The sequence below is a fragment of the Protofrankia sp. CiT1 genome, from assembly GCF_917627335.1.
Classification (GTDB): domain Bacteria; phylum Actinomycetota; class Actinomycetes; order Frankiales; family Frankiaceae; genus Protofrankia.
On record NZ_CAKJTP010000056.1, the window covers coordinates 1,874 to 19,795 of the forward strand.

The window sequence follows — 17,922 nt, forward strand, 5'->3', positions numbered from 1 at the left end:
ATCGTGTCCGGCTCGGCCCCGGTCACTTCGGCGATCCGGGCGAGGAGCCAGGCGGCGATCGCGTCGATGCCGGTCACTGTGCCCTCCCCGCCGGCTCGGCCACCGGCAGCCGGGCAGGCGTCAGCTCGCCGGCCAGGTAGGCGTCGCGGCAGGCCCGGCGGCGGACCTTCCCACTGGACGTCCGCGGCACCGCGCCCGGCGCGACGAGCACCAGGTCGTCGACGTTGATCCCATGTTCGGCGGCGACCGATGCCCGGACGGCCCGCGTGATCTCGGCCAGCGTCGGCACGGTGCTGGCCGCCGCACCCGCCCAGGCGCCGGCCGGCCGGGCCATTTCGGCCACGATCACCAGCTTCTCCCCGCCGTCGCCGTCATCGTGGGTGACGGCGAACGCGGCGCATCCGCCGCCACCCCGGATCCATGGGTGGGCGGCCTCGACAGTGGCCTCCAGATCCTGGGGATAGTGGTTGCGGCCGCCCACGATGACCAGGTCCTTGAGCCGGCCAGTGATGAACAGCTCGCCGTCGTGCAGCACGCCCAGGTCGCCGGTGCGCAGGAACGGCTGGTTACCGTCAGAGACGAGCCGGGCCGCGAAGGTACGCTCGCTCTCCTCGGGCCGCCCCCAATATCCGCCGGCGAGGTCCGGGCCGCCGACCCAGACCTCGCCGACACGGCCCGACGCGCGCGGCTGGCCGGTGTCAGGGTCGACGATCTCTACCCGGCGCTCCCCGGTCGGCGCGCCGACCCCCACGATCGTCTGGCTCCCACCCGGTACCAGCCGCCCGGCGGCCAGCGCCGCTCGGTCGACCCGCAGCATCCGCGGCTGGGCGCCGGCCGTCGACACGGTGGTGATCAGGACGTTCTCGGCGAGGCCGTAGGCGGCGCGCAGGGCCTTCGGGTCGAATCCGTGGGGCCGATAGGCCGCCGCGAACGCGTCAAGGGTCGCCGGTCGGACCGGCTCAGCGCCGTTGAACGCGACCCGCCAGCTCGTCAGGTCCAGCTCGGCCCGTTCATCCGGCGGGACCCGCCGGACGCACAGGTCATAGCCGAAGTTCGGGGCGCCGGCAACGGTACCCCGGTAACGGGTGATAGCGGTCAGCCAGCGGACCGGCCGCTGCACGAATACCAGCGATGGCATGAGGACGGCCGAGGCGCCCAGGTAGAACGTCTGGAGCACTTTGCCGATCAGACCCATGTCGTGGAACAACGGCAACCAGGACACGATCACGTCGTCGGCGCCGAGGCCCATACCGTCCGCCTGCACCCGGGCGTTGCGCAGCAGCGCCTCATGGGTGACCATGACGCCCTTCGGCGTCGAGGTGGAGCCCGATGTGTACTGCAGGAAGGACAGGTCATCGGGCCGGGGCGGGACGGCCTGCCGGGCGGCCTCGACGCCCGGTCCGGCCATCCACACGTCGGGCCCGATGCCGAGCCACCGCGGCGCATCCAGCTCGGGGGCGAACCGAGTGATCTGTGCACGCAGGTCACCCCGGCCGCCGGTGAGCACGGCCGTCGCCGCGCAGTCGCGGGCGATGGCCCGAAGCGTGGCTATCCGGCGCGCCGACCCCACGGGCGTGGGGACCGCCAACGGCACGGCCACCACCCCGGCATGCTGGCAGGCCATGAAGGCGACGATGTAGTCAGCGATGTCGTTTTCGAGGATGAGCGCCCGGTCGCCCGGGCCGCAGACGTCCAGCAGGCGGGCCGCGAGCGTGCGGGCGGCCGCTGCGAGGCGCTCGTAGGTAATCGAGACGCCTTCCTGTCGGCCGTCGGGAAGGACGGTGCAGAAGGTTTTTGATCCCCGTTCCCGCGCGTGTTCGGTCAGTAGCGCGGCGATCGTCGTCGGCCGCGGCGAGGAACGCACATTCAGCTCCTTGGACAGACGCCGTGCGGTACGGGCAGTATCGAGCCGGCGGGCGTTTCCGGCAGCAGTGAACGCGGGGTAGTGACCGCGCCGCGGCGTCGATGGCTGGGAAAGTAGCGGGCCGGTCCCGAGTGCCCGTGCCAGAAATACACGACCAACGCACGGACTTCGATCACAACCCGGTCACAAACATAACCGGGAAGAACGCCGCGGTCAACCCTCGGTGAGTTGCCAGACAGTCTTCATCGTGTTTTTCCTAGTACCGGCGTTACCATGATTAATGCCGCTCGGCTTAAATGCCTAGCCGGGTAGCGATAATGCTAGTACCGGGTCGTCAATGTGACAGACCAGCGACTTTTGCCGCGTACCAGTGATTGGTATCTTCTGCTCGTTCCGCAAAGAAAAAGATGTTCGTATCCCGCACTGGTGTGCACAGGGCGGATCACTCTTTCGGAACTGGGGGGGCCTCAGTGGTCGCCGCTGGACGTTGCTCGGGGTATGTCGGATGCCAGGCGGATGCGTCGCGAGGCGCTGGCTGGCGCCGGCAGGCCCTGGGTGAACTTCCGGCGGCGACCACTAAGGTGCGCGTCACCGCCGGGCAGTGCGGACTCCAGCTCCGGAGCAAAGGAGAATTATCCGTTCCGCGCAATGGATGGAGTCCAGCGTATGACTGTCATAGATCGCAGGAGACTACTCGGACTCGCGGTTGGTGGTGGTGTCACGGCCGCCACCACCGCGGTCATCGGCAATCCGTCGGCATTCGCCGACAGCAACGTGAGCGGACGGCGGGCCATCGTCATCGGGTCCGGGTTCAGCGGCTCGGTGGCCGCGTTGCGGCTGGGCCAGGCCGGGATCCGCACGCTGGTCCTGGAACGCGGGCAGCGTTACCGCTATAGCCCAACCGAAGCTGTGTTCAGCACCGAACTGAACCCGTCGAGTTCCATGTTCTGGTTCCAGGACACGATGATCTGGCCAGGGGTCCCGGAGACGCCGATCGACCGCGTGCCCGGGCTCATGCAGATCGTGGTGGCCAACGGGATCGAAATGGCCTGCGCGGCCGCGGTCGGCGGCGGCTCGGTGGTCTACGCGGGGTGCACCGTGCAGCCGCCGCGCAAGTACTTCGAGGCGCTGTTCCCGGCCGGCGTTTCCTACAGCGAACTCGACCGCGTCTATTACCCGCGGGTGCGCAGGATGCTCAATACGCAGACGGTGCCCGACGATATCTACCGCTCGGACCCGTTCACCCATGCCCGGGCATACGACGACCAGATGCGAGCGGCCGGCTTCCCTACCACCCCGGTGATGACCGACTTCAACTGGGACAAGGTACGGGGCGAGCTTGCTGGGAAGCTGCGCCCGTCGGCTACTGTCGGTGAATCAAGTTTCGGTAACAGTGACGGCGCCAAAAATGACACAACGCAGAACTACCTGCCGGCTGCGGTGAGTACCGGCAATGTACAGATCAACCCGCTTACCGAGGTCACCGGAATCCGCTCGTGCAAGGGCGGCGGGTACGCGGTCGAGGTACGCCAGCTCGCCACCGACGGCAGCGTCGTCAGCACCCGTGAACTGACCACCGACCTGCTGTTCCTGGCCGCTGGTTCGATTAACACCACCCGGCTGCTGGTCGCGGCCCGGGAGACGGGAGCGCTGCCGGACCTGTCCGCCGCGATCGGTTCGAACTGGGGCACCAACGGTGACGCGTTCACCTTCCGGGGCTTCTCCGGCCCGACCGGCGCCACCCAGGCCGCGCCATGCGTGTCCACGACGTTCCTCGACGGGAACTTCGGAATCCCGGTGCGGGTCGAGAACTGGTGGCTGATCAATTTCAATGGAACCCCGAACCTTGCTCAGTTCAGCGTCGCGGTCGATATGGATAACCGCGGCACGTGGACATACGACCGGGCAACCGCGCAGGTGAACCTGGCTGATTGGGACGCGTCCAAGAATGTCCCGGCCGAAGCCGCGCCGATCGCGTTCAACCAGATGCTCGTCGACAAGGGCATCGCCGGACAGGGGCCGCCGGCTCCCACCGGAATCACCGCGCACCCGCTCGGCGGATGCGAACTCGGCAAGGCCACCGACCTTTACGGCCGGGTCAAGGGATACAAGGGCTTGTACGCGATCGATGCCTCGGTCATCCCGGGCAACGTCGGCGGTGCGAACCCCAGCTTCACGATCGCGGCGCTGGCCGAACGAGCGTTAGACAATATCATCGCAGCCGGCTTCTGATCGTAGGGGAGAGCCCCAGCCGGGGCTCTCCCCTCCCGCTGCGCTCCCGTCACGACGTTGTACGCCGCGACGACCGCAGGGTTGGCAGCACGGCCGCACGCATCACCCAGAACGCGACCGGGCGGGGCAGGTAACGGCCGAAGAACGCCTGCGACTTCGCCGCGGCCCCGGGCACTACCACCCGGCGCGCGTCCTTCAGCCCAGCCAGCGCCTCCCCCGCCACCCGTTCCGGCGTCTTCCAGGCAAACCAGCGGGTCGATTCGATGTCACCGATGCCCCCGACGGCGGAGAACTCGCTGCGCACCGGCCCGGGAGCCAGCAACGTACAGGTCACGCCGGTGCCGGCCATCTCCTCGTGCAGCGCCTCGGCGAACGAGTTCACGAACGCCTTCGACGCCGCGTACGTGGCCGCGGTCGGGACCGGCTGGACACCAGCCGTCGACCCGGTGAACAGAATGGCCCCGGAGCGCCGCTCGAGCATGCCGGGTAGAACGGCCATGGTGAGGTCGTGGACGGCGGCCACGTTGACCTCGACTTCCTCGATCTCCCGGGCAGGGTCGTTCGCCGTGAGCACACCGCAGGTCGGGAAGCCAGCATTGTTGCACAGCACCGCCACCGGCACGGCGGCCAGCGCGTCGCGCAGCCGGGCCCGTTGGCCCCGGTCAGCCAGGTCGCACACGCTGATCTCGATATCGACACCGTGTGCGGCCCGCAGCTCCTTGGCGAGGCGCTCCAGCACGTCGCCACGGCGGGCCACGAGCCACACCGGATGTCCGTGGGCGGCCAAGCCTCGGGCCAGCGCCTCGCCGATGCCAGACGAAGCCCCTGTCACCACGGCCCACGGCCGAGCCGGGGTCCCCCCGCCGCTGAACGGCCGGTACTCATCGGGTGAGCCGCTCATCGCCCGGTCCGGACCGGGATCGGCGCGCCGATCGCCTCGATCATCCGGTCACCGGCGTTACGTCCGGAGCGGCAGCACGACTCCAGCGAGACCCCCAACAGGTAGTCGCCAGCCAGCTCCAAGCCGGGAACGCCGGCCACGGCCTGAGCGACCTCACGGAGGAACTCGCCATGGAAAGGCAGGTAAGCGCAATAGGCCGCGTTCCAGGTCCGCCCGCCGGTGGTGACCCGCTTGGCTCGGCTGGCCCCCAGATAGCGGACGAGACGTTCCTCGGTCTCCCCCACCCAGTCGTCCAGGGTTGCCTGCTCCTGATCGCCGATCCGGCCCGGTCGGCCGCTGTAGGTGTAGCGGACGATGTGGCGTGACTCCATGGCGTAGGACCCGGCGTTACTGCACGGGCCGTTGTCGTTGATGGCAAGCGCCCGCACCTCAGGGGTGAAGATCGGCCGGTCGTACTCGACCAGGACGACCGACGAGCCGAAGTAACGTACCTCCGACAGCCGTTTGGACAGCCACGGCATCTCCGACAGCACGATGTCGGCCGTCGCGTACGCCGGGGTCGCGATGACGATGCCGTCGTAGGAGCGCTCGCTGTCCACCCCGTCCGTGGACAGCCGCAGCCCCACGGCCGCGCCGTCGCGCATGACCAGGCCTTCGACCGTCGTGCCGAGCCGGACCGTGACCCGGCGGGACAGCGCCTCCAGAGCCGGCTGGATGCCGCCGGTGAGCTGGTCGTAGGTGTCCATCAGCAGGGACAGGTTGGTGCCGAAAGTACCCAGGTAGACCTCGTCTGGTTCCGCCCCGTTCATCCGGACGGTGATCGGCCGCAGCAGCGTCTTGGTGACCTTCGGGCTGAAGTGGCCGGACAGCGGCACGTGGTCGTGGCTGCTGGACAACGCGGTGAAGTAGCTGGAGCCGAGGAAACGGTTGGTGTCATCGAGCCGGATCCGGGCCGCGAGCAGGCCGAGCCGGGCCAGGTCGCGCGGGGTCGCCATCCGACGGATGTTGTTCAAGCTGGAGCCGCGCCGGGTGCTGTCGATGGTGAGCACCTCGTCGTCCTTCATGAACGACTGGTTGATGCCGAACGGCTCCCACGGGTAACTGCCCAGGGCCGCGGTGAACGAGCGGAACGCGCTGTACTTGCGCCCGATGTTCTTCCCGCCCATCATCACCTGTTTGTCGCCGAGCTTGCCGACGCCGAACCGGCCGCCGAGCACCGGATCACGTTCGATCAGCTCGACGTCGTGCCCAGCCTGCTCAAGCCGTAGCGCGGCCGAGAGACCGGAGATTCCGCTGCCGACGACGGCGACCCGCTGGGCCTCGCCTGTCTTTCTCGCGCCCACGATGGTCTCCTCCGGGGAATGGATGCGGTGGGTGGGCGGGCCGAGCCTCGCCCGTTGGCTGGTTCAGGCGGGTCGGTTCAACCGGCACAATCGGCCGCGACCCCAGCCCGCCAGGCCGGGAGCTGGTCGCGGGTGAATTCCGCCAGGTCCTTGCCGCTCTCCTGGTGGCGCGCCAGCTGGCGCGCGTAGTGACGCATGGCGTCCTGGGCGGGCTTGCGGCTGACCAGCGCCAGGAAACGGGCCCGTTCCATGGCCATCCCACGGCGCAGGCTGACCGAACCACCGACGTAGACGGCCTGTTTGGCCGCCCGCACCGCCATCGACGAGCGGGCCGCGAGACGGGTGGCGGTCTGGTGGGCCAGCTCCGCGACCTCCTTGCTCTCGACACGGTGGTGGGCGATGCCGATCTCGACCGCCGCCCGCGGGTCAACCAGACAGCCTTCGAGAAGGAACTCAACCGCCTTCGCCGGGCCGATGGCGCGAGCGATGATCTGGCTGCCGCCCCCGCCAGGAATCAGCCCGAACAGGCCCTCGTGCAGCCCCATCCGGTATGGCCCGTCGCCGACGATCCGGATATCGCAGGCCAGCGCCAGCTCAAAACCGCCCCCAAGCGCGGAGCCGTCGATCGCGGCGACGAACACCGTGTCGCTGTCGCGCATCCGGCGCACGACCTCGTGGAAACCGAGGAGCGCGGCGACACCGGCGGCCGGGGTGCGCCCCACCAGACCGCGCAGGCCGGGTGTCCGCAGCAGGCCGGCGACCAGCCACAGCGCCGGGTAGGCGGTGCGTGGCGTCACCGGCAGGCTGAGCCCGTCAGCGACAGCGAGGACCTCCCCCAGGTCGTAATGCCCGATGAAGGTGTTAGGTACCGCGCTGGCCAGCACGACTGCCCGCACCGTCGGATCGTGCCGGGCCGCCTCGAGCACAGCGCTCAGCTCACCCATCGCGGAGGTGGTGATCAGGTTGAAGGGTGGGTTGTTGAACCGCACGGTGAGAACCGCGCCATCCCTCTCGGTCTCCACAACGCTCATCGCGGTCCTCATTTCTGTGGGGGCAGAGCCTGTTCGCGGGAGCGGCCGGCGATGCCACGCGCACAGCACCCGCCGATGTCGGCCGGCCGGCGTTACACGAGCTTGTCCAGGACAGCCGACAGCGCTGTCACCACCTCCCCGGCGGCCCGCTCACCGGAGGACAGCGCTCCGTCCATCCCGCCGTAGTTGTCCAGGGCGGTCTCGGCCCCGGCCCAGTGGATCCGGCCGGTCGGTTCCCGTAGCCCGCGTATCGGGCCGGTCAAGGAACCGGGGGTGGCGATACCGAAGTAGCAGCCGCGGGTCCACTCCTCGGCCGCCCAGTCCTTCTCCAGGTACTGGCGGGGCCGGGCGGCCAGCGGCCCGAACAGCCGTGTGAAGGAGGCCAGTACCTTCTCCCGCCGCTCGTCCGCCGGCCGGGCCGCCAGGGCCCGGGCCCGATCGCCCGGCACGAAGCCGACCAGCACACCGGGGCGTCCGGACGGCGGCGAGTTGTCGAAGGTGCCGGTCACCGGTCCCTGCGTACTCAGAGCCCGGCCGGACAGGCCCTCGTCCCGCCAGAACGGCCTGTCATAGACGGCCGCGACCTTGATGACGTGGGCCATCGGCAGACTCGCGATCGCCTGGTGGCGCGCGGCGGGCAACGGCGGGTCGAACCGAATCTGCCCGACCAGCGCGGGCGGAACAGCGACGATCACCCGTCGCGCCCGGATCCGGGCGGCGCCCGCCTCGACGTCGACCCCGGTCCCATCGTCGCGGACGGTCGTGACCGGGCGATCGCACAGCAGCCGGTCACCCAGCTCCGTGGCGAGGTGATCGGACAGCCGCTGCGCCCCGCCAACGACCCGGAAGGCAAGGTCGTTGGCTGTGGTCGCGTCGAAGCTGCCGGCCGCGCCGATGTGGGCGAGCGCCTGCAGCATCGTGAGCTGATGCGGCTCAGCCCCCCAGACCGTAGCGATGGCGGTGCGCAGAACCGAACGGCCCTCCGTGGTGTGGACCGCCCGGTCAAGCCAGGCCCCGACCGTCATCCGCGACCATTTCTCGGCCTGGGCCGCGTCCCAGGGCGCGGCGGCCGGGACCCGGCGCGCCTCGCGGTCGAGCCGGAACCGGGCCAGTCCCACGTCGAGCAGCGCGGCCGGCCGCAACGGAGGCACCTTGCGTCGCTGCCGCCGGACCTCCCCGGAGACCTCCAGCAGGTCGTTGCCCTGGCTATAGGTCTCGAACAGCTCGATCCCGGCGCTGGCGGCCAGCGCGCGGGCCCGCTTGTTGCGGCCAGCCAGCCACTGCCCACCCATCTCGACGACGCAGGAGCCGTGGCCGCTCGGCTCGCTCACGACCCGGCCGCCGACCCGGCCGCGGGCCTCCAGAACCACCGGTGCCAGGCCAGCCCGCAGCGCCACCCGGCCGGCCATCAAGCCGGCCAGACCGGCCCCGACCACCACCACGTCCGCTTCGTCGGGGATCCCGGCCCCGCGCATCGTCGCCTCGCCACCCATGGCCGCTAAGCCCGCGCCTGGTCGGTGGCCAGCGCGTAATGGACGCCGGTGGCTGCCTCGGAGACGTCCCACAGGTGGGCGGCGACCTCGGTATCGCGTGCCCGCTTGCTGGCCTTGGCCGCTCCCGGGTAGCCCCGGTAGCCCATCAGCTTGCTCGGCCCGACGAAGGCACCGCCGGGCAGGTCGGGCAGTGTCGCCGCGCACAGAATCGGCAGCGCGCCCATCCGCGGGCTGACCGCGAATGCCTTGTTACTGACGGCCATGCCCGTCCGTACCGGGCCCTTGAGCCCGGCCAGCTGGAGGTTGGTCGCCGCGTAGCCGGGGTGGGCGGCGACGCTGCGCAGCGTGCCCCCAGCCCGGCGATCGAGTTCGAAGGCGAACAGCAGGTTGGCCAGCTTGGCCTGGAAGTAGGCGCCATAGCGCCGGTAGCGGCGCTCCCGCTGCAGGTCGTCAAAGGTGATTTTCCCGTAGGCGTGCAGAGTGCTGCTCACGGTGACGACGCGCGGATCGGAGGCGGCCAGCAGATTGGGCAGCAGCAAGCCGGTGAGCGCGAAGTGGCCGAGGTGGTTGGTGCCGAGCTGGAGCTCGAAGCCGTCGGCGGTCGTCCGCTTCGGCGTCGCCATCACACCAGCGTTGTTGATCAGCAGGTCGAGCCGCGTGTTCTCCCGGCCGAAATCGGCGGCGAATTTGCGCACCGAACCGAGGTCAGCCAGGTCCAGCGTCCGCGCCTGGACCTGGCCGCCGGGTGCGGCGGCCCGAATCTCGGCGGCCGCGGCCTCGCCGCGGCTGATGTCGCGGCAGGCCAGCAGGACCTGGGCGCCCGCCCTGGCCAGCTCGCGTGCGGTGATGAAACCCAGACCACCATTCGCGCCGGTCACGATCGCTGTCCGACCGCTCTGGTCGACGATCGCGTCTTCGCTCCACTTCTTCTGGATGCGGAGCTTGCCGCCTTGGTTCGCCATTGTTTTCTCCCTGGACTGTCGCGGTCACTCGCTCTGGAGCAACCGCTTTCCTACGTTGACGGGGACATAGCCGCCTCCGGCCCACCGGCCATGCGCACCACTTGCTCTTCGAGTTCACCAATAGTAGCGAGTTCGGCGAACACGTCGGCGGGAATCTTGGCACCGAGTGACTCCTCCATGGCGGTCGTAATCTCCACGACCGTCAGGGAGTCGATGTCGAGCTCGGTGAAGGTGGTCGTGCGCGCCAGCCCGTCGATGTCGACCTGGGCGATTTCACGGACGACCGATCGCAGCAGAATGAGAGCGTCGTTGGTGGACATTTCTCTGCCTCCGCAAGAAGGTGAATGAACGGTCAGGGCATCCGGACGACCTGGCCGGCCCAGCTCAGGCCGGCGCCGAAGGCCAGCAGAAGTACCAGGTCACCGGAGCTGACCTGCTGCTCGCGGACGAGCCGCGACAGGGCAAGCGGCACCGATGCCGCCGACGTGTTGCCGGTGTCCACGACATCGGTGGCCACGACGGCGCCGTGCGAGGCGACTGTGCGCGCGACCGCCTCGACAATGCGCAGGTTGGCCTGATGGGGAACGATCGCGGCGAGGTCCGCCGGGCGGACGCCGGCCTCATCGCACACGTGGCGGGCCAGCGGGGCGACGTGGGTCATGGCCCACCGGTAGACGTTGCGGCCGTCCATCCGGATGGCCCAGTCACCGTCGGGTACGGCGATGAACCGGGCGCCCGAACCGTCGCTGCCCCACACAACTGGGCCGATGTCGGGTTCGCTCGAGGGGCCAACCGTGGCCGCGCCGGCGCCGTCGCCGAACAGGACGCAGACGCCCCGGTCCTCCCAGTCGATCCAGTCGGCGGTGAACCGCTCTGACCCGACGACCAGCACATGGCGGGCAGACCCGCGGCAGACCAGGCTGGCCGCCACCTCCAGCCCGTGGCAGAAGCCAGAACAGGCGGAGTTGAGGTCGAACGCCGCTGGTGACGCGCAGCCCAGCAGCTCCGCGACCATGGACGCACCACCCGGGATCGCCCGTGGGATCGAACAGGTAGCGAGGATCACGACGTCGATGCTGTCGGCGCTCAGCCGGCTCGCGGCCAGCGCTTTCCTGCCAGCCTCGACGGCCATGGACACGACGGTGTCGTCTGGCGCCGCGACATGGCGGGATCCGATCCCGGTCCGGGAGCGGATCCACGTGTCGCTGGTGTCGATGGTCTCGGCCAGCTCGTCATTGGTTACTACTCGTGATGGTCGGTAATCCCCCAGGCCGAGGATGCGGGCGTGTGGCGACCGGACGCGGACGCTCACGTGGCATCCGTGTGCTCACGATAGGTGAACGCCAGCCCGGTTGTGTGCCGGGCCGCCCAGCCATGACTGTCATCGCCGGAAGCCCCGAGAGAAATAAGCTCATCCTCTCCGCGCATATTTTCCCCTTCTTCGGCGGTTATTTGTTCGTCATGCTGACCGTCGGCGAGGTGTTCACACAAGGGTGGCCGTTGTACTGGTGCTGAGGCTGACAGGATGCTGCGAAGCCGCCCAGGGACGGACGCCTGTCATGTGGGTGACAACGAGAATAAATCCGGCAGGAAGCGGGCTAGCATGCGTTCGGTGAGTTCCCACATCTGGCGGGCGGCGTCGGTATCGTAGGAAGGCCCGGATGACCGGGTCAGGCGCGTCTGATCGTAGTACGCGCCATTCGTGGTCACTGTTGGGTCGGTCGCCAGGTGGTGAATATCGCGGGCCGCTCGTTTCGGCGACGACGCGAATGCCAGTGCCGCCAGCACGAAGGCCCGCGGAAAATCCCGGCCAATATCGGTGCGGGTCACGCCCGGATGCATCGCGTTGACGGTGACCATATCGCCGTGGCGGCGGGCCAGCTCGTAGACAAAGTAAAGATTGGCCAGCTTCGACCGGCTGTAGGCGAGGAAGGGATCATAGCCGCGCATGTGATGCGGATCGGTGAAGTCGAAACGCGGCTCGATGTGCCCGCCCAGGCTGGTGTGGTGGCCGGCGCTGTTGACGCAGAGCACCCGGGGCTTGGCGTCCTGCGGCCCGGCCCCGGGCGGCCTCCCCGCGACCAGGAGCGGCCACAGCCGGGCGGTGAGCGCGAACGGCGCCAGATGATGGACGGCCAGGTTCAGTTCCCAGCCCTCATCGGTCAGGATGTGGCGGGGCACCAGGACACCAGCATTGTGGATCAGTATGTCGATATGCTCGGTGCCGGCACTGACCCGTTCGGTGACTGCATCCCAGCCGGACGGCGCGGCGAGATCGGCCACGATCGTCTCCGCTGCCGCGCCGGACCCGGCCAGTTCGGACCGCAGTGCCGCGGCCTTGCTCGGATCGCGGCCGACCGCGAAGAGCCGGTACCCCTCGGCCGCCAGCCGGGTGGCCAGTGACCGGCCGATGCCAGCGGTCGCGCCGGTCAGTACGACGACGCGTGCTGAGGGTCTCGCCATCTTCGACCTTCCTGCTGGAGCAGCGCCTGCCGGGGCAGCGCGCGTTCCGGCGGAGTGCGGCAAGCATACGCACAGTAAACATGTCAGAGATGACATGTCATGCGGCACATCATCATCCGAACGGCGTCCGCATGTCAAGGCTGACATGTACAGTCCGGCTATGTCGCTGCACTACGCGCTGCTCGGCCTGCTGGCCGAGGCCCCGGCCAGCGGATACGATCTCACGGCGCGCTTCGGTGAGGTGCTCGGCCACATCTGGCCGGCCAGACATCCGGCGATCTACGGGGAACTGGGCCGTCTGGCCGAAGACGGATTCATCGAGCTCGAGAGCGAGGGGCCGCGGCGGCGCAAGGCCTATCGGATCACCCCGAAGGGCCTTGAGGAGGTGCGTGCCTGGCTCACCGCCGGCGAAGTTGACCATACCCCGCGCTTGGAGCCGTTGCTGCGCTCTTGCTTCTTCTGGCTCATGGAGCCAGAAGACCTGCGCGCCTACCTGGACCGGGAAGCTGAATACTTCCGCTCGCTCGTCGAGAAGTACACCAGCTACGCCGCGGCGAAGGACCGCGGCGAATTCGGGACCGGGGCTCGTGTCCAGTCCCTGCGGGTCACAGTAGAAGCAGGTATCCGACTTTACCAGGCGCTGGCCGACTGGTCTGACTGGGCCGCGCGGGTTCCGCCCGCCCAGCCAGATCCAGAAGACGGCATCGAGACGAACCGCTGAGGGCTTGCTTTTCAGAGGCTGCTTCGCGGTGTATATTCAGGCGATCCGTGACGGCATGAACGCCGCCGGGCCGCTCGTCCGCACATGCCCCCGGGACTCAGCGGATCAGGGCAGCGCGATCGACTGGGAATGCCGGAAGACGTTGGTCGGGTCCCAGTGGCCCTTCACCCGTCGCAGCCGCGTGTAGTTATCTTTGTAGTAAAGGGTTGAAAATGGCACCCCGGAGGTGTTGATTGCCGGGTCGATGATATCCGGGTCGGGATTGTTGATGTAACAGCCGTCGGTCTGCTCGTTCGGGATCGGATAGCCGCCGGTGGCGGCGAACGTCTGGCTGTAGAGGTCGCGTAACCAGGCGATGTGGATGGTGTCCTCGGCCGGGCTGATCCAGAAATTTTCGAACAGGGCGTAGACCACCGCGTTCCGGTGGGCGGTCGCCGTCGCGGCTGGTGCCATCGCGTTGATCTGCCCACCGGAGCCGGAGAGCTGCAGCGTCGCGTTCGCGTTCGTGTAGTCCGTGCGCGTCATGTTGATGTAGATCGCCGCGATCTGATCGTCGGTGAAGGACGTGCGCAGGTAGGCCGACTTCACCGCGCTGCGCAGGGTCGGGTCGTACAGCAGGGCCGGGTTGCTGGTGCCGACCAGCCTGGTCGATGCCAGCCAGGCCACCGGCCTGGCTGGGAAGGGCACGGTGATGCCACTGCCGTCGAGCAGCGCGGCCCGGTAGTCGGCCAGCAGCTGGCCGGCGTTGCTCAGTGTCCCGTCGAGCTGGGTGACGAGCTGGATGCCGCCGGTCGGGCCCTGGCGGATGAACATGATCCCAGCCAGCGATGTGTACGGCGAGCTCGGCGCGCTGTTCTGCTCGTGCCAACGGCCGAAGTTGCGCACCAGCGTGGTGAACGAAGCCTGGCTCAGGGCGCTCCACGGCACCGGCACGGAGCTGAGCAGCACCCGGGCCGGCGGACGTGGCAGGGCCGCACCGGGGTCGGTCCCGGTCGCCGATGCGGACCGGAACCAGAAGCGGGTCACCACGCCGAAGTTCCCGCCACCGCCCCCGGTGGTGGCCCACCACAGGTCGTTGTTGGGGTCGGCTGAGCCGCGCGAGGCGATGACCACGCGTGCCTTGCCGTCGCTGCCGACAACCACCATCTCGACAGCGTCGATGTGGTCGGCGACCAGGCCGAACTTCCGGCTCAGCAGGCCGAAGCCGCCGCCGCTGGCGTGCCCGCCGATGCCGACCGTCGGGCACACCCCACCCGGAATCGTCACCCCCCAGTCGCGGTAGAGCAGCTCGTAGATGTGCCCGAGCTGGGCGCCGGCCTCTATCCGGAACGCGGCGCGCTGAGGGTCGAACGAGACACAGGACATTCCGGACAGGTCAAGCAAAATTTTGGTGTCGGGGTTGCTGACGAAGTCGGCGTAACAGTGGCCGCCGCTGCGAACCGACAGCCGTTTGCCGGCGTCGACCGCCTCCTGCACGGCCTGGACGACCTGCGCGGTCGAGCGGACCAGGCGGACGGCGTCCGGGGCCGCGACCCACCGCTGGTTGATTCCCCGGACCAGCTCCGGGTATCGGGCATCGGATGCCGTGACTGACACTGCCGGGGTGACCACGTACCCGGAGCCGGCCGTGCTGTCGGCCGGCGTGGTATTCGCCTGGGCCGCTATGGCTGGCGTGGCGGCCCCGACAGCCACCGCCGTGCCACCGATAAGTATTCCCCGTCGGCTGACCTCACCCATTTCCGTCGCCTCCACATCTGGACAGGTTCGTAACTGCAGGTTCGTAACTGGAAGTGTCAGTTCCCATGAGTTTTGTGTTTCTCGAGAAAACCCGGTTTCGGCAGCGCTGGCACGCATACGTCGCCTCGACGGGAGGCGGCTGTGGTTTTTGATGGTGCTGCTTCTACCAGCCTCGTTGCCGGGAAAGTGCGCGCAACAGCGCGGCCAGTTCGATGAATAGGCTCCGGCGGGGACCGGTGAACGAGTTCAAACCGCCCGAAAAGCGGCAGCAAAGGATCGGTTTATTGGCAGCCTGGGGTACCGCCGGGCTGGCCGGAAAAATGATTCACGGTTTGCGGTTTGCGGTTGAAGGAAAAGCTGGTGGTCAGCCTGGCTGGGCGGGTCACGGCTGCCGGCATTCACGGCGACGACACAGGTGCGGTCAGAGCGGCAAGGACGGCCCGGGCCAGTGCGTGGGCGGCTTCAGACGTGAGTGGCACGTGGCCGAGCAGGAGCGCGTACCAGTAAACGCCGTAGGCGATGTCGACCCCGAGGTCCAGGTCGGCTCTGGTGGGCAGCTCGCCGCGGTCGCGGCCTTGGGCGAGGATCGCGCGCAGTACGTCGCGCCGGGCGGAGGTGAAGCGGTGCAGAGTATCGGCGACGGCCGGGTCCTGCTGGGCTTCAGCCATGATGTGGCGCAGCAGCGCGGCGGCGGTCGGGTCGGCCCCACGGGCGAAAGTAGCGGACAGGAAGGTCTCCAGATCGCCAAGCAGGGTGCCGGTGTCGGGCTGAGGAACGTCGGTGCGGGCGCGTTCGGCCAGGGTTTCCAGCACGATAGCGCCCTTGGACGGCCACCAGCGGTAGATCGTCTGTCGGCCGACGCCAGCGGCGACGGCGATGCCCTCCATGGTCAGCGGCGGTCGATCGGGCCGGCTGAGCAGCGTCCAGACCGCATCGAGGACGGCTTGGCGGGCCTGCTCATTGCGGCGCCGGCCGGTATGCGGCCGGGCCGGGCCGGCAACGTCTTTCATACGGAGGACTGTAGCATTTGTCGGGATGTGTTGTCTCGACAAAGTTGGCGGCCCCGGATCGGCACCGCCGAACGGCGAGAACCGCTACCTGGGTGGGGATGGCTCTGAGCCTCCCGCTCGACTGTCCTCGAGGGGTCGCCATTCAAGACATGGTGCCGTTGGCGATCAAACTGGACACGGACAGTGCGGTGAACCGCTCGAAGCGTTATGTTTCGGCGCGCGTGGGCGAGAGTGGATGACGTCCCGTCATGAACAGACCGCTGCAAACCACGGTGGCGGTGGCTGTGGCGATGGCCATCGCCCCGGGGAAGTCTCGGGCGGACAGCCCGAGGGCGACTGGCGGGAGACCGAGCAGGGCCAGCGCCACGCCCCTCGTCCCGGCTCGGCTGGGCGGGCGGGCCATCACCCACAGGACCGCGGCGAGCAGCGCACCGAAAACCAGCAGCCCGAGGTAGGGGTCGAGGGCTTCGGTGACGTTGTCGGCGTGCCGTTCGGCGGCGCTGGCGCCAGGGTAGATCACGCCGCCGACGATGTCGGGTATCCGGTCGGGGAAGAACGTGATCGCGCTTAGTCCGAGCAGCGCGACAAGCAGGGCGGCGAAGATTCCCGCGCAGAGCGCCGCCATGACGCCCTGCTCCGCGCGGCGGGTGCGTCCGGTGGCCCGCAGCGCGGCGGCGGCGGGCGCACCGAAGACGAGCGGCACCAGCCAACTGCCGTGCCAGGGAAGAGCTGCGGCCAGTGGCGGACCATCCCGCTCGAAGGGCATCACCGCGAACGCCGCCAGCCCCGCGACAAGCCCCGCGCCGGCCCCGGCCGCCAGGCCCGCGCTACCGAAGCAGGCGGCGTGGGCGGTCACTGCCAGGAAGCTCCCCGCGTAGAGCGTCAGCGCGAGCATGACTATCGGTACCGCCTTGGGGCCCGGCCGCAGGAGCCCAGATATGCCACCTTGTACCGCAAGGACCAACAGGCACGACCCCACCAGGGCGTACCCGCCGGCACGCACCACCCGTGCCGCCCGTTCCGGTCGTACCGGGCCAAAGAGCCCCGGGCGGTCGCCGAGCCAGGCCAGCAGCGCCAGGACGAGCACCCCGGGGATGATCTGACCGATCACGTGCGCGGACGCGATCTCACTGATCACCACGAGACACACCGCGGCAGTGGTGGCCACCGGATGCCAGACCGCGCGGGTCCTCACAATCTGTAGCAGGGCGGCCCGGGTACAGCCCAGGGCGAAATGCCAGCGTTCGGAGGGACTGTCGATGGCGGACAGTTCGGCCCGCATCGCGCATCCCCAGTCGTGGCGTGCGGACGGTAGTAATTTGACCACGAGGTCGAGGTACCAGCCCGCCGGCTGCCGGCCGCCGGTCACCACGCGGTCCGCAGGTCGCCGTGGGCGTGCCGCGCGGCTGGCGCCGGGGCGAGGCTGCTCGCCAGCTCCCGACCGGCGCCGGTGAGGCGGTAGAGGTGGCGGGGCGGACGCCCGCCGGAATCGTCCGGCCGCTGTTCCCAGCAGGCTTCCAGCAGCTCCCGGTCGGTGAGGCGGATCAGGATCGGGTACAGCGAGCCGGCTTTGAGACCGACCTGCTGCCCGAGCTCATAGCCGTACCGCCACACCGCGGGTTGTGCGATCAGTGCTTGCAGCACGGCCACGGTTTGCGGAGAGAGACGTCGGGGTCGAGTCATTCCGTAACTCTATCTAGATAGAGTTTGAACGGCCAGTACTCAGCATGGGACGCGCGGAGTCCACCGTGCCCTCCCCTCACGGAACCGGGACCGACGGGTGCCCGGACGGTGTACCGGGGACGGTGAGAGCGGAGCTCACCAGATGCCGCATGAGTGCTGGATCCCCACCGTGATACCGCTGGAGGAACTCCTCGGGCGGTAGGATCACGCGGCCGGCTGACTCGTGGCCCGCTTCCCAGGGGGCGAGCCGTGTGACCGGCGCGGTGTAGATCACCATGTAGGTCACGTCGTCGGCACCGAAGTAGTCGGACTCAATGACCTCGACCAGGGTGAGCTTGCCGAGCCTGACCCGTACCTCTTCCCATGCCTCGCGGCGTACGGTCTGTTCGATCGTTTTCTCGTGCTGTTGCACATGACCGCCGGGGATGTCCAGCCCCCGGGCCAGGTCAGCGGCCACGAGCAAGCCATCGCTGGTCACCGCG

16 protein-coding genes are annotated in these 17,922 nt (G+C 68.8%); 2 read left to right on the forward strand and 14 right to left on the reverse strand.

The features are described from left to right. Window positions 1-73: 73 nt before the first annotated feature. Window positions 74-1,864, reverse strand: a complete 1,791-nt coding sequence (locus MJ785_RS11390; protein ID WP_239380731.1) for a fatty acyl-AMP ligase — start codon at window positions 1,862-1,864, stop codon at window positions 74-76. Window positions 1,865-2,530: 666 nt separating this feature from the next. Here MJ785_RS11390 and MJ785_RS11395 point away from each other — a divergent pair. Then, a complete protein-coding gene (locus MJ785_RS11395; protein WP_239376619.1) occupies window positions 2,531-4,096 on the forward strand; it encodes a GMC oxidoreductase in 1,566 nt (521 codons plus the stop codon). Window positions 4,097-4,145: 49 nt separating this feature from the next. On the opposite strand, the gene MJ785_RS11400 is transcribed toward MJ785_RS11395, so the two are convergent. The 8 genes from MJ785_RS11400 to MJ785_RS11440 form a co-directional block, all read right to left on the reverse strand. Continuing rightward, window positions 4,146-4,997 carry an SDR family oxidoreductase gene (locus MJ785_RS11400; RefSeq protein WP_239309646.1) on the reverse strand — a complete coding sequence of 284 codons (852 nt, stop codon included), beginning with the start codon at window positions 4,995-4,997 and terminating at the stop codon, window positions 4,146-4,148. Then, window positions 4,994-6,340 carry an NAD(P)/FAD-dependent oxidoreductase gene (locus tag MJ785_RS11405; protein ID WP_255720534.1) on the reverse strand — a complete coding sequence of 449 codons (1,347 nt, stop codon included), beginning with the start codon at window positions 6,338-6,340 and terminating at the stop codon, window positions 4,994-4,996. Before MJ785_RS11405 ends, MJ785_RS11400 begins: the two co-directional genes overlap by 4 nt. Before the next feature lie 77 nt (window positions 6,341-6,417). Further along, on the reverse strand, window positions 6,418-7,371 hold the full coding sequence (locus tag MJ785_RS11415) for an enoyl-CoA hydratase/isomerase family protein (RefSeq protein ID WP_239376618.1): 954 nt from the start codon (window positions 7,369-7,371) through the stop codon (window positions 6,418-6,420). 92 nt (window positions 7,372-7,463) lie between these two features. Then, the gene (locus tag MJ785_RS11420; protein WP_239380755.1) at window positions 7,464-8,846 is read right to left on the reverse strand and encodes an FAD-dependent oxidoreductase; all 1,383 of its coding nucleotides are present in this window, start codon (window positions 8,844-8,846) and stop codon (window positions 7,464-7,466) included. 23 nt (window positions 8,847-8,869) lie between these two features. Next, window positions 8,870-9,826 carry an oxidoreductase gene (locus MJ785_RS11425; protein ID WP_239309651.1) on the reverse strand — a complete coding sequence of 319 codons (957 nt, stop codon included), beginning with the start codon at window positions 9,824-9,826 and terminating at the stop codon, window positions 8,870-8,872. A gap of 50 nt (window positions 9,827-9,876) precedes the next feature. After that, window positions 9,877-10,146, reverse strand: a complete 270-nt coding sequence (locus tag MJ785_RS11430; RefSeq protein ID WP_239309653.1) for an acyl carrier protein — start codon at window positions 10,144-10,146, stop codon at window positions 9,877-9,879. Between the two features lie 32 nt (window positions 10,147-10,178). Next, complete coding sequence (locus tag MJ785_RS11435) at window positions 10,179-11,138, reverse strand: beta-ketoacyl-ACP synthase III (protein WP_239309655.1); 960 nt, start codon at window positions 11,136-11,138, stop codon at window positions 10,179-10,181. A 245-nt stretch (window positions 11,139-11,383) separates the two neighbouring features. Further along, window positions 11,384-12,289, reverse strand: coding sequence for an SDR family NAD(P)-dependent oxidoreductase (locus MJ785_RS11440; protein ID WP_239309659.1), 906 nt, complete (start codon window positions 12,287-12,289; stop codon window positions 11,384-11,386). Between the two features lie 145 nt (window positions 12,290-12,434). Here MJ785_RS11440 and MJ785_RS11445 point away from each other — a divergent pair, with 145 nt between their 5' ends. Continuing rightward, complete coding sequence (locus MJ785_RS11445; protein WP_308194830.1) at window positions 12,435-13,010, forward strand: helix-turn-helix transcriptional regulator; 576 nt, start codon at window positions 12,435-12,437, stop codon at window positions 13,008-13,010. A gap of 105 nt (window positions 13,011-13,115) precedes the next feature. Here the strand turns inward: MJ785_RS11445 and MJ785_RS11450 are convergent, their stop codons facing one another. The 5 genes from MJ785_RS11450 to MJ785_RS11470 all read right to left on the reverse strand — a co-directional run. Continuing rightward, window positions 13,116-14,747 (reverse strand): FAD-binding protein, encoded by a 1,632-nt coding sequence (locus MJ785_RS11450; RefSeq protein ID WP_239309661.1) that lies wholly within the window; start codon window positions 14,745-14,747, stop codon window positions 13,116-13,118. A gap of 398 nt (window positions 14,748-15,145) precedes the next feature. Beyond that, window positions 15,146-15,757, reverse strand: a complete 612-nt coding sequence (locus MJ785_RS11455; protein WP_239309662.1) for a TetR/AcrR family transcriptional regulator — start codon at window positions 15,755-15,757, stop codon at window positions 15,146-15,148. A gap of 205 nt (window positions 15,758-15,962) precedes the next feature. Continuing rightward, window positions 15,963-17,126 carry a hypothetical protein gene (locus tag MJ785_RS11460; RefSeq protein WP_239309664.1) on the reverse strand — a complete coding sequence of 388 codons (1,164 nt, stop codon included), beginning with the start codon at window positions 17,124-17,126 and terminating at the stop codon, window positions 15,963-15,965. Further along, on the reverse strand, window positions 17,123-17,401 hold the full coding sequence (locus tag MJ785_RS11465) for a PadR family transcriptional regulator (protein ID WP_239309666.1): 279 nt from the start codon (window positions 17,399-17,401) through the stop codon (window positions 17,123-17,125). Before MJ785_RS11465 ends, MJ785_RS11460 begins: the two co-directional genes overlap by 4 nt. Before the next feature lie 115 nt (window positions 17,402-17,516). Continuing rightward, window positions 17,517-17,922: NUDIX hydrolase (locus MJ785_RS11470; RefSeq protein ID WP_239380757.1), on the reverse strand; the 406-nt coding region annotated here is incomplete at its 5' end.